At 68.2% G+C, this 14,847-nt stretch carries 14 protein-coding genes; 13 read left to right on the top strand and 1 reads right to left on the bottom strand.

The window, feature by feature from the left end; genetic code table 11:
- Positions 1 to 6: 6 nt before the first annotated feature.
- From AC07ZS_RS05765 to AC07ZS_RS05740, 6 genes are read left to right on the top strand one after another with little or no spacing between them, the layout of a single operon-like run.
- Complete coding sequence (locus AC07ZS_RS05765; RefSeq protein WP_494797623.1) at positions 7 to 513, top strand: TRAP transporter small permease; 507 nt, start codon at positions 7 to 9, stop codon at positions 511 to 513.
- Entirely contained in the window at positions 513 to 1,817 is a 1,305-nt protein-coding gene (locus AC07ZS_RS05760) for a TRAP transporter large permease (protein ID WP_494797622.1), read from the top strand. The genes AC07ZS_RS05765 and AC07ZS_RS05760 overlap by 1 nt, the downstream gene beginning before the upstream one ends.
- Before the next feature lie 4 nt (positions 1,818 to 1,821).
- Positions 1,822 to 2,859 (top strand): phosphotransferase family protein, encoded by a 1,038-nt coding sequence (locus AC07ZS_RS05755; protein ID WP_494797621.1) that lies wholly within the window; start codon positions 1,822 to 1,824, stop codon positions 2,857 to 2,859.
- On the top strand, positions 2,856 to 3,356 hold the full coding sequence (locus AC07ZS_RS05750; protein ID WP_494797620.1) for a hypothetical protein: 501 nt from the start codon (positions 2,856 to 2,858) through the stop codon (positions 3,354 to 3,356). The genes AC07ZS_RS05755 and AC07ZS_RS05750 overlap by 4 nt, the downstream gene beginning before the upstream one ends.
- Positions 3,353 to 4,483, top strand: coding sequence for an Rv3169 family protein (locus AC07ZS_RS05745; protein ID WP_494797619.1), 1,131 nt, complete (start codon positions 3,353 to 3,355; stop codon positions 4,481 to 4,483). The genes AC07ZS_RS05750 and AC07ZS_RS05745 overlap by 4 nt, the downstream gene beginning before the upstream one ends.
- A 33-nt stretch (positions 4,484 to 4,516) precedes the next feature.
- A complete protein-coding gene (locus AC07ZS_RS05740; RefSeq protein WP_494797618.1) occupies positions 4,517 to 6,070 on the top strand; it encodes an acyl-CoA synthetase in 1,554 nt (517 codons plus the stop codon).
- Between the two features lie 15 nt (positions 6,071 to 6,085).
- Here AC07ZS_RS05740 and AC07ZS_RS05735 read toward each other — a convergent pair whose 3' ends face one another.
- A complete protein-coding gene (locus AC07ZS_RS05735; RefSeq protein WP_494797617.1) occupies positions 6,086 to 6,682 on the bottom strand; it encodes a TetR/AcrR family transcriptional regulator in 597 nt (198 codons plus the stop codon).
- A 115-nt stretch (positions 6,683 to 6,797) separates the two neighbouring features.
- On the opposite strand from AC07ZS_RS05735, the gene AC07ZS_RS05730 reads away from it, so the two are divergent.
- The 7 genes from AC07ZS_RS05730 (at position 6,798) to AC07ZS_RS05700 (ending at position 14,754) form a co-directional block, all read left to right on the top strand.
- The gene (locus tag AC07ZS_RS05730; RefSeq protein ID WP_494797616.1) at positions 6,798 to 8,051 is read left to right on the top strand and encodes an NAD(P)/FAD-dependent oxidoreductase; all 1,254 of its coding nucleotides are present in this window, start codon (positions 6,798 to 6,800) and stop codon (positions 8,049 to 8,051) included.
- A gap of 116 nt (positions 8,052 to 8,167) precedes the next feature.
- Entirely contained in the window at positions 8,168 to 9,019 is an 852-nt protein-coding gene (locus tag AC07ZS_RS05725) for an ABC transporter ATP-binding protein (protein WP_494797615.1), read from the top strand.
- Positions 9,016 to 9,795 (top strand): ABC transporter ATP-binding protein, encoded by a 780-nt coding sequence (locus tag AC07ZS_RS05720; protein ID WP_494797614.1) that lies wholly within the window; start codon positions 9,016 to 9,018, stop codon positions 9,793 to 9,795. The genes AC07ZS_RS05725 and AC07ZS_RS05720 overlap by 4 nt, the downstream gene beginning before the upstream one ends.
- The gene (locus tag AC07ZS_RS05715; protein ID WP_494797613.1) at positions 9,788 to 11,650 is read left to right on the top strand and encodes an AMP-dependent synthetase/ligase; all 1,863 of its coding nucleotides are present in this window, start codon (positions 9,788 to 9,790) and stop codon (positions 11,648 to 11,650) included. The genes AC07ZS_RS05720 and AC07ZS_RS05715 overlap by 8 nt, the downstream gene beginning before the upstream one ends.
- Positions 11,647 to 12,519 carry a branched-chain amino acid ABC transporter permease gene (locus tag AC07ZS_RS05710; RefSeq protein WP_494797612.1) on the top strand — a complete coding sequence of 291 codons (873 nt, stop codon included), beginning with the start codon at positions 11,647 to 11,649 and terminating at the stop codon, positions 12,517 to 12,519. Before AC07ZS_RS05715 ends, AC07ZS_RS05710 begins: the two co-directional genes overlap by 4 nt.
- On the top strand, positions 12,519 to 13,565 hold the full coding sequence (locus tag AC07ZS_RS05705; RefSeq protein ID WP_494797611.1) for a branched-chain amino acid ABC transporter permease: 1,047 nt from the start codon (positions 12,519 to 12,521) through the stop codon (positions 13,563 to 13,565). Before AC07ZS_RS05710 ends, AC07ZS_RS05705 begins: the two co-directional genes overlap by 1 nt.
- 31 nt (positions 13,566 to 13,596) lie before the next feature.
- The gene (locus AC07ZS_RS05700) at positions 13,597 to 14,754 is read left to right on the top strand and encodes an ABC transporter substrate-binding protein (RefSeq protein ID WP_494797610.1); all 1,158 of its coding nucleotides are present in this window, start codon (positions 13,597 to 13,599) and stop codon (positions 14,752 to 14,754) included.
- The last annotated feature ends 93 nt before the right edge of the window (positions 14,755 to 14,847 follow it).

The raw sequence follows: 14,847 nt of genomic DNA, 5'->3' as shown, positions 1-14,847 counted from the left end.
GCCGCCATGACCGCAAAAGCCCCCGACGGACGCATCACCCGTGTCCTGGAAGCGATCGGCGCGGTTGCCCTGCTGATCCTGATGGTCACTGTCTTCATCGACGTGCTGGGCCGCAACCTGTTCAACACGCCGTTGCCCTGGGGCACGGAGCTGCTGGAGATGGTGCTGGCGCTGATGATTTTCGCGATCTACCCCTTGCTGGCACTCGGTTTCGGTCACATCACCGTGGACCTGATCCAGCTCCCCGCGCGGCTGCAGACGTTGCAGCGCGTGCTAGGCAGCGCGATCGGCGCCGGCGTGTTCGCGCTGATCGCCTGGTGCATGGTCCGCCAGGCGATGCGCGCCGCGAGCTACGGCGAGGCCACGCCCCTGCTGGCCGTGCCCTTGTCCTGGGTGCTGGGCGGTATCGGTGTCATGGCGGCGATCAGCGCCCTGGCTTTCCTGGCGGCCGCCGTGCGGTCGATCCGCCATCCCGGCACGCCCGCCGCGCCGCACGCCACCGAGGTGATCTGATGCTGGCTGCCTGCCTGGGTTTTCTCGTGGCGTTCGCCTTCATCCTGTTCCAGGTGCCGATCGCCACCGCATTGGCCTTCGCCGGTTTCGGCGGCTACGTGCTGCTCAACGGCCTCACACCGGCGCTGAGCATGGTGGCCACCGTCACCAAGGACAGCACGCTGGTGTACTCGCTGATCGTGCTGCCGCTGTTCGTGCTGATGGGCAACCTCGTGGCCGGTGCCGGCATCTCGGGCGACCTGTTCCGCGCGGCGCAGGCCTTCATCGGCAAGCGCCGGGGCGGTCTGGCCATGGCCACCGTGGTGGCCTGCGGTGGCTTCGGCGCCATCTGCGGCTCCAGCGTGGCCACGGCGGCGACCATGGGCAAGGTGGCCATCCCATCGATGCGCAAACTCGGTTACGGCGATTCGCTCTCGTCGGCCGCGGTTGCCGCGGGCGGCACGCTGGGTATCCTGATCCCGCCCAGCGTGATCATGGTGGTGTACGGCGTGGCCACGCAGACGCACATCGGCATGCTGTTCGCGGCCGGCATCGTGCCCGGCCTGATCGCCATCGGCGGCTACATGGCGGCGGTGAAGTGGTCGGTCTGGCGCAAGCCCGAACTCGCGCCCCTGGCCGAGGACAACGAACAGGTCAACAAGCTGGCGCTGCTGCGCGCGCTGTGGCCGGTGGCGCTGATCTTCGGCGTGGTCATGGGCGGCATCTACGGCGGCTTCTTCACCTCGGTCGAAGCCTCGGGCATCGGCGCGGCGGCGGCCCTGGTGTTCGCGCTGACACACCATTCGCTCAAGCTCAAGGACATCTACGCCATCCTGGTGGACACCGCGCGCACCTCCGCCATGATGTTCGCCATCGTGCTGGGCGCCGCGCTGTTCGGCGAGTTCGTGAACCTCACGGGGGTGCACGAGGGCCTGCTGCAGGTGGTGAAGGCCAGCGGCCTGCCGCCGTTCGGGATCATCCTGCTGATGATCGTGCTCTACATCCTGCTGGGCACGGTGCTGGAGAGCCTGTCGATGATCCTGCTGACGGTGCCGATCTTCTTCCCGATCATCCTGGCCCTGGGCTACGACCCGGTGTGGTTCGGCATCTTGGTGGTGATGGTGGTGGAGATCGGCCTGATCACCCCGCCCATCGGCGTGAACCTGTTCGTGATCCGCTCGGTCATGCCCGACATCCCCATGATGACCGTGGTGCGCGGGGTGATTCCCTTCATCGTCGCCGACGTGCTGCGCATCCTGCTCATCGCCGCCGTGCCAGCGCTCTCCCTCTGGTTGCCCAACCTGCTGTTCAAGGCAGCCGCCTGATACCGTGAACCCTGTCTTTGATCCTGCGGCGCCCGAACTGCCGGCGCGCCTTCAGTCGTGGCTGTCCGGGCGCTGGGGCAAGCCGGTCCAGGTGAGCGGGCTCAGCCGCTTTCCGGCCGGCATGTCCTGGGTGACCCTGGGCTTCACCGCCGCCTCGCCCGGCGAGGCGCCGCTGGCGCTCATCCTGCGCGTGGGCGACCCGGGCGGCCTGTTCTCGCCGTACAGCGCGCGGCCCGAGTACGAGGCGCTGGCCGCGCTGGCCAGCGTGCCCGGCCTGCCCATTCCCAAGGCCTACGAGCACAGCGACGACCCGGCCATCCTCGGCGCACCTTTCGTCATCACGCAGCGCGTGGCCGGCGACACGCCCACGCCCTGGCGCGGCGCGGACGAACGCGGCGAGGCGGCCAACCAGTCGCTCGGCCACGACTTCGCCGACGCGCTCGGCGCCATCCATGCCTTCGACTGGACGGCCACCCCGCTGGCGGCCTGGGCGCAGGAGGGCCCGATCACGCCGCAGACCACCGCGCTGCACGAGACGCGCTACTGGGCCCGCCACGCCCAGCTGGGTGCCGGCCCCACGCCGCCGCAGATGCACTACGCCATGCGCTGGCTGGAGGCCAACGCGCCCGAGGCCGAGCGCATCACCATCGTGCACGGCGACTACCGGGTGGGCAACTTCCTGCAGCAGGACGGCCGCATCACCGCCATCCTCGACTGGGAGCTGGTGCACCTGGGTGACCCGCACGCCGACCTGGCCTGGGCCGGCCTGCGCACCTTCGCGGCCGGCACCACGCGCATCGGTGGGCTGATCGAGCGCGAGGTGTTCTACCAGCGCTGGCAGGCGAAGACGGGTTTGCAGGTGCAGCCCGAGGTGGTGCGTTACTACGAGGTGCAGGTGCAGTTCAAGATGGCCGCCATGCTGATGGGCGCCATGATCCGCGTGCAGACCGGCCGCTCGCGCGACGTGCGCATGGCCGCGATGGGCTTCCAGCTCACCTCCACGCTGATGGAACTCAACAAGCTGATCGCGGAGGCCGCATGAACCAGTCGCTGGACGCCCTGATGGGCAGCATCGGCCGCGCGCTGCGCGAGGAGATCCTGCCGGAGCTGCAGAGCGACCACGCGCGCTCGCAACTGGCCGGCGTGCTGGACGTGCTCGGCAAGGTCCAGCACATGGTGGTGTGGTCGCCTGATGTGGTGCGCGAGCAGCTGGACCTGCTGGAGGACTGTCTGGCGCAAGCCGTGGCCCGCATCGCCGCCGCAGGCGAGACGGCGCCAGCGGGCCTCGTGCCCGCCGCGCCGCGGCCCAGCGCCACGCAGGCCGACCTGCGGCGGGCGCTGGCAGACGCCGAGCGCCGCTTCGCGCGGCTCACCGACTGGCTGTTTGCCTCGCCCGGCGAGCGGGCCGAGCTGCACGAACTGTTGCGCACGGCGCTGCGGAACACGCTCAAGGCGCAGCGGCGCCTGGTGCCGAGCGCCGATTTTTCAGCCATGACCGCGCCGAGCCAGCCGGCCGACGCCCAAGGAGTTTTCAAATGATGTCTGCCCAGGACGACCTGATCGGCCACCAGGCCCCCGCCCCCTTCGCGCAGCGCGCCGGCAACGGCGACCCTCGCTTCACCGAGCGCTACTGGTACACGCTGCACCCCGTCACCGGCACGGTGGACGGCGTGCCCATGATCCTCGACATCGGCATGGGCTACTACCCCAACAAGGGCGTGATGGACGTGTTCGCCGGCATCACCGTGGGCCGCCGGCAGCACAACTTCCGCGCCTCGCGCGCCCTGGGTGGCACGCCGCTGGAAGCCGGCGCGGGGCCGCTGCGCATCGAGGTGGTGGAGGGCATGAAGCGGCACCGCCTCACGCTCACCGACAACGCCTCGGGCTTGAGCTTCGCGCTGGACTTCGAGGCCAGCTTTCCCGCCGCGCAGGAGAAACAGAACTTCCGCGAGCGCAAGGGCGTGGTCGAAGAGGACATGGTGCGCATCTCGCAGTTCGGCCGCTGGCGCGGCTGGTTTGCCCTCGGTGGGCAACGCCACGAAGTGACGCCGCAGACCTGGTGGGGCCAGCGCGACCATTCCTGGGGCATCCGCTCCGAGATGCGCACCGACGAGGCCGCGCCCCCGGTGCAGCAGCACAGCGGCTTCTTCTGGACCTGGTCGATGTTCCAGTTCAAGGACCTGGGCTTTTCCATCTTCCTCAAGGAGCGCGAGCCCGGAAAACCGCATTACCTGTCGGCCACCGAGTTCGTGCGCGGCACCGACGGCCAGGTGGCCCACCGCGAAGCCACCGCCGTCGCGCACGAACTCGAATGGGTCGACGACCCGCTGGGCCAGACCATCGCGGGGGGCAGCTTTACTTTGCAGTTCGCCGAAGGCCCGCCGCGCACCGTGCGCATGGAAGGGCTGGAAGCCCGCTTCTACCTGAAGGGCGGCCTGTACGGCGGCTTCCAGGGCTGGAACCACGGCGACCACAAGGGCGACTACCACGCCGAGCACGACGTCTGGGACCTGGACGACGCGGCCACGCGCGCCCGGGCCCGCACCCTGGGCGACCACGTGGTGCGCGCCATCTGCGACGGCCGCACCGGCATCGGCATCAGCGAATACGGCGTGGCGCAAGGCTATGCTCGCTACCCCGGACCGCAGCAGCACCCCGCGCTCTGACGCCAGAAAAAGACCCACAGGAGATTGCCCATCATGCAGATGACCCAGGCCCTTGCGCGCGCCGTGCAGACCCGACGCCAGCACACCGCCACGATTTTCGCGGGCCGACAACGCACCTGGGCCCAGGTGGGCGAGCGCGTGCCACGCGCCGCCGCCGCGTTGCGCGCGCTGGGCCTCCAGCCCGGCGACCGGCTGGGCATCCTCGCGATGAACAGCGACAACTACATCGAGATCTTCTTCGCCGCCGCCTGGGCCAACCTGGTGCTGGTGCCGCTGAACACGCGCTGGGCCGTGCCCGAGAACATCTACACGCTGGACGACGCGCAGTGCCAGGCGCTGATCGTGGACGACGCCTTCGTGCCCCAGGTGCCGCAGCTGCTGGCCGGGCATGCGATGGCGCACGTGATCCATGCCGGGGAGGGCGCCACGCCCGAGGGCATGCGGGGCTACGAAGCGCTGATCGCCGGCACCGCCCCGATGGCCGACGAATGCGGCCGGGACGACGAGCTCTGCGGCATCTACTACACCGGCGGCACCACCGGCCACCCCAAGGGCGTGATGCTCTCGCACAAGAATTTCATCTCGGCCTCGGTGAACTGGATCGCCACGCTGCACTTCAGCGAAGACACGGTCTACATGCACTCGGCCGGCCTGTTTCACCTGGCGGGCTGCTCGCCCGCCATCGCGCTCACGCTGGCCGGCGGCACCCACGTGTGCCTGCCCAAGTTCGACGCCGTGCTGGCCTTCGAGGCCATCCAGACGCACCAGGTGAACTACTGTCTGTTCGTGCCGACCATGGTGAACATGATGATCAACCACCCGGCTTTCCCGCAGTACGACCTCAGCAGCGTGCGCTACTGCGAGTACGGCGCCTCGCCCATGCCGGTGCCGGTGCTGGCCGCCGCCATGGAGAAGCTGCCCACGTGGGAGTTCATCCAGGGCTACGGCATGACGGAGTCGGCCGCGCTCACCGTGAGCCTGCCCTGGCGCTACCACTTCGACCAGCCCGACCTGCCCAGCAAGCGCCTGGCCGCCGGCCGCGCCGCCTACGGCGTGGACGTGCGCATCGTGGACGAAGAGGGCAACGAAGTGCCGCGCGGCACCCACGGCGAGATCGCGGTGCGCGGCGCGCAGGTCATGATCGGCTACTGGCGCAAGCCCGAGGCCACCGCGGCCGCGCTGCGCAACGGCTGGCTGCACACCGGCGACGCGGCCTACATGGACGAAGACGGTTTCGTCTACATCGTCGACCGCGTGAAGGACATGATCATCAGCGGCGGCGAAAACATCTACTCGCGCGAGGTCGAGAACGCGGTGCACGCGCACCCGGCGGTGCGCGACTGCGCCGTGATCGGCATCCCCAATGCGGAGTGGGGCGAGTCGGTGCACGCGGTGGTGGTGCTGAAAGAGGGGCAGAGCGCCAGCGCGAAAGACATCATCGACCACTGCCGCACCCTGATCGCGGGTTACAAGGTGCCGCGCTCGGTGGATTTCAGCGAGGCGCTGCCGCTCTCGGGCGCCGGCAAGATCATGAAGAACGTGCTGCGCGAGCCGTTCTGGCGCGGCAAGAGCAAGTCGGTGAACTGAACCGAAGGGGCGGCCTCAGCCGCCCTGGCGAAAACCGTCGAGGAACAGGGCCGAGATGCGCTCGGCCAGCTCGGCGGGCGTGATCGGGCCGTTCTTCTCGTACCAGGTGAAGGTCCAGATCACCATGCCGAACAGCAGCAGGGCATAGGGCGAGTTCACTTCGGCGCGCGCCATGCGCCCGGGGTTGATCTCGCGCAACAGGCCCACCATCAGCTGCATGAGTTCCTGTTCCAGCTGGCGCACGTCCTCGCGCTGCACCGGGGGCAGGAACTTGATGTCGTTCATCAGCACCAGGTGGTGGTTGCGCGACTTCGCCCCCTCCTGCACGAACGAACCCACGAAGCGCTGGAAGCGCTCCGCCGCCGGCAGGGGCTCGCGCACGATGGCCGAGAGCTCCTCCACCTGCCCGGTGATGTGCTCCTTCACGATCGCGTAGAGCAGGTCTTCCTTGCTGGCGAAGTAGTGGTACAGGTGCGACTTCGACGCGCCGCAGGCCGCGGCCACGTCGCTCATGGTCGCGCCGTCGAAGCCCTTCTGCGCGATCAGCGCGACCGCGCTGTCCAGGATGACCTGCTTCTTCAGCTCGTAGTCGTTGGCCCGGACCCGCGTCATCACGAAATTCCCCCTGATGGCTTGTTGACTTGTTGCATGTCCTGCGTTTCCCTTTTATATTAGACCGACTAGACGGACTATAAGTCCAATGCTCACCAACGCGATTAGGGAAAGCATGGATAACACAGAGACATTGATCGTCATCGGCGCGGGACATGCCGGTGTCGAATTGGCCTTCGCGGCGCGGCAGCAGGGCTGGGCCGGGCCCATCGTGCTGCTGGGCGAAGAGCCCCACCTGCCGTATCACCGGCCACCGCTCTCGAAGGCCTTTCTGTGCGGCACGGCCGACGCGGCCTCGCTCGCGCTGCGCCAGGCCACGGCTTTTGACACCGCGGCCATCACGCTGCGGCTGGGCACGAAGGTGCGCGCCATCGACCGCGCCGCGCACCAGGTGCTGCTGGCCGACGGCAGCGCGCTGGCCTACACCAAGCTCGCGCTGTGCACCGGCGGCCGGGCGCGCGCGCTCGACGTGCCCGGCATGGAAGGCCCGCCGCCGCCCAACCTGTTCAGTCTGCGCACGCAGGCCGACGCGCTGGCGATCGCCGGGGCGGTGCGCGAAGGCGCGCGCGTGGTCATCATCGGCGCGGGCTACGTGGGCCTGGAGGTCGCGGCCTCGGCGCGCAAGCTCGGCGCGAGCGTGACGGTGCTCGAATCGCAAGCGCGCGTGCTCGCGCGGGTGACCGGCGCCACGCTCTCCAGCTTCTACGAATCGGTGCACCGTGAAGCCGGCGTGGACCTGCGCACCAATGCCTCGGTGCGCGCGATCGAACGCGATGCCACGGGCGCGGTGAGCGCCGTGCTCTGCGGCGATGGCGAACGCCTGCCGGCGGACGTGGTGATCGTGGGCATCGGCATGCTCGCCGACACCGCGCTGGCCGAAGCAGCCGGCCTGCGGGTGGAGGGCGGCATCGTGGTGGACGAGCACTCGGTCACCTCGGACCCCGACATCGTCGCGGCCGGCGACTGCACGGTGCACGACAGCGCGCTGTACGGCCGGCGCGTGCGCCTGGAGTCGGTGCCCAACGCGCTCGAACAGGCGCGCGCCGCCGCCGGCTGGCTGTGCGCCAAGCCGCGGCCCAACCACGCGGTGCCGTGGTTCTGGTCCGACCAGTACGACCTCAAGCTGCAGATGACCGGCCTGGCCGACGGGCACGACACCTGCGTGGTGCGCGGCTCCTTCGTGGACCACAGCTTCTGCGCTTTCTACCTGCGCGCGGGCCGCCTGATCGCGGTCGATGCCGTCAACCGGCCGGCCGATTTCATGCTGGCCAAAAAGGCCGTGGCTGCCGGCATGCAGGCCGATCCGCAAGCCCTGGCCGACACCGGCCTTCCCCTCAAAGACCTTCTGGCGGTTGTCGCCGCTGCCTAGGGTTTTTCCTAGGCCGCGCCGATGCCCCTGCCAACATAATCGCGCCAATCAAAGACCGACGCGACGGACTAATATTAAAACCACGCTTCTCAGAATCCTCTAGACCACACAGCCCCATGTCCCTTCCTCCCACCGCCGCCGCTCCCCCGACCGGGTCGGCGACCGCCCAGGCCTCCGTGCTGGCGGTTCACAACATCCAGATCGTCTATGGCGGCGCCATCGAGGCGGTGCGCGACGTCTCGCTCGAAGTGCAGGCCGGCCAGATCGTGGCACTGCTCGGTTCCAACGGCGCCGGCAAGTCGACCGTGCTCAAGGCCATTTCGGCCGTGCTCGATGCCGAGGACGGCGAGATCGAGAAGGGCTCGATCCAGCTGTTCGGCCAGCACATCGAAAAAGCCGCCGCGCCCGAGATCGTGCGCCGGGGCCTGGTGCAGGTGCCCGAAGGCCGGCGCCTGTTCGCCACGCTCACGGTGGAAGAGAACCTGCTGGTGGGCGCGCACCTGCAGAGCCGCCAGGTGCTGGACGAGGAGCGCGAGAACGTGTTCCGCCTGTTCCCGCGCCTGCTGGAAAAACGCAGTGTGGTCGCGGGCTACCTCTCGGGCGGCGAGCAGCAGATGGTGGCCATCGGGCGCGCGCTCATGAGCAGGCCCAAGGTGCTTGCGCTCGACGAACCCTCGCTGGGCCTGGCGCCGCTGATCGTCTCCGAGATCTTCTCGGCCATCGAGACGCTGCGCGACAAAAACGGCCTGACCATCCTGCTGGTGGAGCAGAACGCCACCCGCGCGCTGGCGATTGCCGACTACGCCTACATCATGGAAAACGGCCGCGTGGTGCTCGACGGCACCAGCGAGGCCCTGCGCCGCAACGCCGACGTGCGCGAGTTCTACCTCGGCCTGAGCGCGGCCCAGGGCCGCACCAGCATGCGCGATGTCAAACACTACAAGCGCCGCAAGAGGTGGCTGTCATGAGCAATCCAATCCTGGACGTGCGCGGCGCGACGAAAAAATTCGGCGGCGTCACCGCGGTCAACAACGTGAGCCTGCGCGTGATGCCGGGCGAGATCGTCAGCCTGATCGGCCCCAACGGCGCGGGCAAGACCACCACCTTCAACCTGATCAGCGGTGTGCTCGGCCTGAGCGCGGGCCAGGTCTTCTTCCAGGGCCAGGACACGGCGCGCCTGCGCTCATCGGAGTACGCGCGCGCCGGCATCGGCCGCACCTTCCAGAACCTGGCGCTGTTCAAGCACGGCACGGTGGTGGAGAACCTGCTCACCGGCCGCCACGTGCACTTCAACTACACGGTGCTGGAGTCGCTGATGTTCTGGGGCCGGCCCCGCCGCGAGGAAATCGCGGCACGGCGCAAGGTTGAGGAAATCATCGAGTTCCTGGAGATCGAGGAACTGCGCGACAAGCCGGTCTCGCAACTGGCCTACGGCCAGCAAAAGCGCGTGGAGCTCGGGCGGGCACTGGCCTGCGAGCCGCGCCTGCTGCTGCTGGATGAGATCGTCGCGGGCATGAACCGCGAGGAGAAAGAGGACATCGCGCGTTTCACGCTCGACATCCGGGACGAATTTGGTGTGGCGGTGCTGATGATCGAACACGACATGCAGGTGGTGATGGACCTGTCGGACCGCGTCTACGTGCTGGACTTCGGCATGCTGATCGCAGAAGGCACACCGGCCGAGGTGGCCGCCAACCCGGCGGTGCTGCAGGCCTACCTGGGCGGGGAGGCGGCGCATGCTTGACCACCACCGGCTCATTCGGGGCGAGGCCACCATGCCCGGCCTGCTGCGCCTGCAGGCGCAGGAGCGCGGCGCCCAGGTGGCGCTGCGCGAGAAGATCCACGGCATCTGGCAGGGCCGCACCTGGCTCGAGTACTACCAGACCGCGCGCCGCGTGGCGCATGGCCTCACCAAACTCGGCCTGCAGCGCGGCGACCGCATCGTCATCGCGGGCGAGGACGTGCCCGAGTGGTTCTACGCCGACCTGGGCGCGCAGATGATCGGCGTGCAAGTGGTGGGCATCTACCCCACCAACCCCTGGGCCGAGGTGCAGTACATCGCCGGCCACTGCCAGGCCAAGCTGGCGGTGACGGGCGACCAGGAGCAGACCGACAAGGTGCTCGACGCGATGCGCGAAGGCCCCGGCCTGCCGCACCTGGAGCACATCTTCTGCGTCGACATGAAAGGCCTGCGCCGCTACGAGCCCGGCCGCCCGCACGCCTTCCAGCACCTGCTGGATCTGGGCGACCAGCTGGTGGCCGAAGACCCGCTGGCCGAACAGCGGCTGGACGGCCAGATCGACGCGCTCGTGCCCGACGACGTCAACATCCTGGTCTACACCTCCGGCACCACCGGCCCGCCCAAGGGCGCGATGCTCACGCACCGCAACTTTGTCTACGGTGCCTACGCCTACATGGTGGCGCGCCAGATGACGGGCAAGCCCTTCGAGTCGGTCTGCTACCTGCCGCTGTGCCATGTGGCCGAGCGCACCTACTCCACGGTGCAGCACCTGATCTCGGGCGGCACCATCAACTTCGCGGAGTCGATCGACACCGTGGCCACCAACATCCGCGAGATCGGTCCCACCTTCTTCCTGGGCGTGCCGCGCATCTGGGAAAAGCTGCAGCAGGGCTTCGAGTTCCGCATGAAGGACAGCGGGCGTGCGCAGCGCTGGCTCTACCGCCTGGGCATGAAGCGCGGGCGTGCGCTGTCGGACCGGCGCGCCGAACACGGCCACCTCAAGAGCCTGGGCGACCGGCTCGAGTTCGGCTTCTGGTACCTGCTGCTGTTTCGCAACATGCAGCGCCACATGGGCCTGAACCGCACGCACACCCGCATGTGCGGTGGTGCCTCGGTGTCGCCCGAGACGCTCAAGTTCTTCGACATCATCGGCCTGCCGGTGGGGCAGGGCTACGGTCTCACCGAGGCCGGTGGCCTGGCCTTCGTGCAGGTGCCCGGGCGGCCCTTCATCCGGGGCAGCTGCGGCCCGGCCATGGAGGGTGTCGAATGGCGCGTCGAAGCCGACGGTGAAGTCTTCGTGCGGTCGCCCGGTGTGTTCACCGGCTACCTGTTCGACGACAAGGGCACGAAGGACATCCTCTCGGCCGACGGCTGGATCGCCACCGGCGACATCGTCGAGAAACACGGTGAGGGCGAGATCGTGGTCGTGGACCGCAAGAAGGCCATCATCATCACCAGCGGCGGCAAGAACATCGCGCCCTCGGAGATCGAGAACGCGATCAAGGACAGCCCCTTTGTGCGCGAAGCCATCGTGGTCGGCGAGGGCAAGAAGTTCCTTGGCGGTCTGGTGCAGATCGACTTCGACACCGTGGGCCGCTGGGCCGCCGAGCGCGACCTGCAGTACACGACCTACAAGTCGCTCACCCTGCTGCCCGAGGTCATCGAGCTGGTGCAGGGCGTGGTCGACGAGGTCAACTCGCGCTTCGCCCGGGTGGAGAACGTGCGCAAGTTCGTGCTGCTGGAAAAGGAGCTCGACCACGACGACGGCGAGCTCACCGCGACGCAGAAGGTGCGCCGCGGCCTCATCAACAAGAAGTTCGCACGCGAGCTCGACATCATCTATGGGAGCGCGCCATGAACTACTTCGTTGAACTGCTTGTCTCCGGCCTCGCGGTCGGGGCGATCTACGGCCTCGTGGCCATGGGCTTCGCGGTGATCTACAAGGCCACCGGCATCGTCAACTTCGCCCAGGGCGAGGTGGGCATGCTCAGCGCCTACATCACCTGGTCGCTGGCGACCACGCTGGGCACCGGCAGCCTGGCCACGGTGGTGCTGGCCATTGCGGTCGGCGCGGTGCTGGGCCTGCTGTGCGAGCGCCTGATCATGCGGCCCATGCTGGGTGAGCCGGTGCTCTCGGTGGTGCTGGTCACGGTCGGTCTGGCGGTGGTGCTGCGTTCCATCGTCACCATCGTCTGGGGCGCTTCGCCGCACAAGTTCGAGGTGGCGGGCGCGGACGACATCGTCAGCCTGGGCGGTATCGGCCTGCGCGTGAGCCAGCTCGGTGTGCTCGGGGCCCTGCTGCTGGCGGTGGCCGGCTTCTGGTACTTCCTGGGCCACAGCCGCTTTGGCGTGGCGATGCGCGCCGTGGCCGCCGACGAGAAGACGGCGCGCCTGATGGGCGTGTCCACCGCCCGCGTGCAGGCCGTGGCCTGGGCCTCGGCCTCCGGGCTGGCGGGCCTGGCCGGTGCACTGTTCGCGGTGATCTACGGCCTCACGCCCACGATCTACGAACTCGGCCTCAAGGCCTTCCCGGCCACCGTGCTGGGCGGCTTCGACTCGGTGCTGGGCTCGGGCGTGAGCGGCCTGATCATCGGCGTGCTCGAAAACATGACGGGTGGCTACCTGTCGAGTTCTCTCAAGGAAATCGCGGGCTTCATGCTGATCCTCGTGGTGCTCATGGTGCGGCCCTTCGGGCTGTTTGGCGAAAAACGGATCGAGAGGGTCTGATGCGAAGCGGATATTTCAAGGAGCACTACAGCGGGCTGGTCGTCCTGACGGACTCGCCCGTGGTGAAGGCGTGGGTCGCGGTTCTGATGGTGGCGCTGGTGGCGGCCCCCTTCCTGCTCGGCAACTTCGCGCTCTCGCACGTGACCATCATCCTGTTCACCCTCATCGGGGTGCTGGGGCTGACGGTCCTCACCGGGTTCGCGGGCCTGATCTCGCTCGGCCACGTCGGCTTCCTGATGCTGGGGGCGTACTCGTACGCCATCGGCGTCACGCGCCTGGGCCTGCCGCCCGAGCTGGCGCTGCTGGCCGCGGCCGTGGTGCCGGCCTTCTTCGGCCTGCTGGTGGGCCTGCCTTCGCTGCGCCTGCACGGCCTGTACCTGGCGATCACCACGCTCGCCTTCAGCCACATCGTGGCCACCGCCATCCTCGCGGGCGGCAAGTTCACCGGCGCGGGGCGCGGCATCATGGTGATGCGGCCGACGATGTTCGGCTTCGACCTCTCCAGCGACCGCGCCTTCTACTGGTTCTGCCTCGTCATGTGCACGCTGGCCGTGCTGGTCACGCTCAACCTGCGCCGCTCGGTGCTGGGCCGGGCCCTGGTGGCGCTGCGCGACAACGACATCGCCGCGCGCACCATGGGCATCAACCTGGTGCGCTACAAGCTGCTGGCCTTCCTGATCAGCGCCGCGCTCACCGGCGTGGCCGGCGCCATCATGGGCATGTACTTGAGCATCGTCAGCGTCGAGGCCTTCCCCTTCCTGCTCTCCATCGAGGCGCTGGCCATCATCATCGTCGGCGGCCTGGGCTCGGTGCTGGGGGCGGTGCTGGGCACGGTCTTCATCGTCACGCTGCCCGAGGTGTTCAGCTCGCTGGTGCATCTGCTCGGCGGTCGCCTGCAGGACGTGATGACCACCAGCGCGCACGAGGTCAAGAGCGTGCTCTACGGCCTGGCCATCATCGGCTTCCTGCGTTTCGACCCGCGCGGCCTGCGCGGCATCTGGCACGACTTCCGGCACACCTGGGTCTATTGGCCCTTGCGTTACTGACCCGATTCACCCCCCACCCCAAGGAGACAACATGAAACTGAAAATGACCCGCCTCGCCACCCTGGGCCTGCTGGCCGCCGGCACCTGCCTGAGCGCTGCCGCGCAACAGGGCGTGACCGACACCGAGATCGTGCTCGGCGACATCCTGCCCCTGACCGGCCCGCCCGCGCTGCTGGGCGTGGCCCACAACCTGGGCGTGAAGGCGGCCATCGCCGAAGCCAACGCCGCCGGTGGCATCAACGGCCGCAAGCTGCGCCTGATCTCCGAAGACGACGGCTACGTGCCCTCGCGCACCATCCAGGGTGTGCGCAAGCTGATCAACAGCGACAAGGTGTTCGCGCTGACCTCCGTTTCCGGCACGGCCCAGGCCCAGGCCGCGATGCCGCTGATCCAGCAGGCCGGCCTGCCGGCGATGGCGCCCATCACCACCTACGAAGGCCTTTACAAGCCGACCATCAAGAACGTGTTCGCCGTCGGTTACGACATGTCCAACGCGGTGGAAGAGCTCGCCGCCCGCATGGCCGACCGCTACCCCGGCAAGAAGTGGGCCCTGATCTCGCAGGACGACGACTACGGCGAGAACGTGCGCGACGGTTTCGAGCGCGCGACCAAGGCCAAGAAGCTGCAGGTGGTGTCCACCCAGATCTACAAGAAGGGCCAGACCGACTTCTCTTCCGAGATCCTGAAAGTCAAGCAGTCCGGTGCCGAGATCCTGCTGGCCGGTGGTGTGCTGGGTGAGAACGTGACGATGGTGAAGGAGCTGGAGCGCATCAACCACAAGATCCCGGTGGGCGTGACCTACGTGTCGCGCGTGCCGGCGAGCGCCAAGCTGATGGGGGCGGCGGCCGAGAACGTGTACACGGTGGACTACGTGTACCTGGAGAGCTCGCCGCAGGGCAAGGCCTTCACCGACAAGATCAGCAAGCACCTGAGCCCGGAGGAAATGGGCCGCGTGAACCGCTACACCTACACCGGCTACTCCGCCACGCGCGCGCTGTTCGATGCCATGGGCCGTTGCGGCAAGGCGCTGACCTGGGATTGCACGAACGCCGAGCTGGCCAAGGTGAACAACCTGGACACCGGGGCCATGACGCCCATCGGTTTCACGGCGACCAACCATCTGGCTGCGCCCAAGCTCTTCCTGTTGAAGGCCGATCCGGCGGCTTCTACCTACAAGGCTGTCGAGTAATTTTTCTCGCCTGCTTTGGCTCGGGGCCGCTGGTGCGGGTGACCGTTCTCCGGCGCCTGCTCGCGGGCGCCCACCCGGGCATGCGCCCACCCC

This window comes from Hydrogenophaga sp. GW456-12-10-14-TSB4, assembly GCF_059424305.1.
This window is presented reverse-complemented; position numbering and strand designations above follow the sequence as displayed.

Coding starts and splice junctions, on each gene's coding strand:
- AC07ZS_RS05765 (WP_494797623.1), top strand. CDS start 7: ATGACCGCAAAAGCCCCCGACGGACGCATCACCCGTGTCCTGGAAGCG.
- AC07ZS_RS05760 (WP_494797622.1), top strand. CDS start 513: ATGCTGGCTGCCTGCCTGGGTTTTCTCGTGGCGTTCGCCTTCATCCTG.
- AC07ZS_RS05750 (WP_494797620.1), top strand. CDS start 2,856: ATGAACCAGTCGCTGGACGCCCTGATGGGCAGCATCGGCCGCGCGCTG.
- AC07ZS_RS05745 (WP_494797619.1), top strand. CDS start 3,353: ATGATGTCTGCCCAGGACGACCTGATCGGCCACCAGGCCCCCGCCCCC.
- AC07ZS_RS05740 (WP_494797618.1), top strand. CDS start 4,517: ATGCAGATGACCCAGGCCCTTGCGCGCGCCGTGCAGACCCGACGCCAG.
- AC07ZS_RS05735 (WP_494797617.1), bottom strand. CDS start 6,682: ATGACGCGGGTCCGGGCCAACGACTACGAGCTGAAGAAGCAGGTCATC.
- AC07ZS_RS05730 (WP_494797616.1), top strand. CDS start 6,798: ATGGATAACACAGAGACATTGATCGTCATCGGCGCGGGACATGCCGGT.
- AC07ZS_RS05725 (WP_494797615.1), top strand. CDS start 8,168: ATGTCCCTTCCTCCCACCGCCGCCGCTCCCCCGACCGGGTCGGCGACC.
- AC07ZS_RS05720 (WP_494797614.1), top strand. CDS start 9,016: ATGAGCAATCCAATCCTGGACGTGCGCGGCGCGACGAAAAAATTCGGC.
- AC07ZS_RS05715 (WP_494797613.1), top strand. CDS start 9,788: ATGCTTGACCACCACCGGCTCATTCGGGGCGAGGCCACCATGCCCGGC.
- AC07ZS_RS05710 (WP_494797612.1), top strand. CDS start 11,647: ATGAACTACTTCGTTGAACTGCTTGTCTCCGGCCTCGCGGTCGGGGCG.
- AC07ZS_RS05705 (WP_494797611.1), top strand. CDS start 12,519: ATGCGAAGCGGATATTTCAAGGAGCACTACAGCGGGCTGGTCGTCCTG.
- AC07ZS_RS05700 (WP_494797610.1), top strand. CDS start 13,597: ATGAAACTGAAAATGACCCGCCTCGCCACCCTGGGCCTGCTGGCCGCC.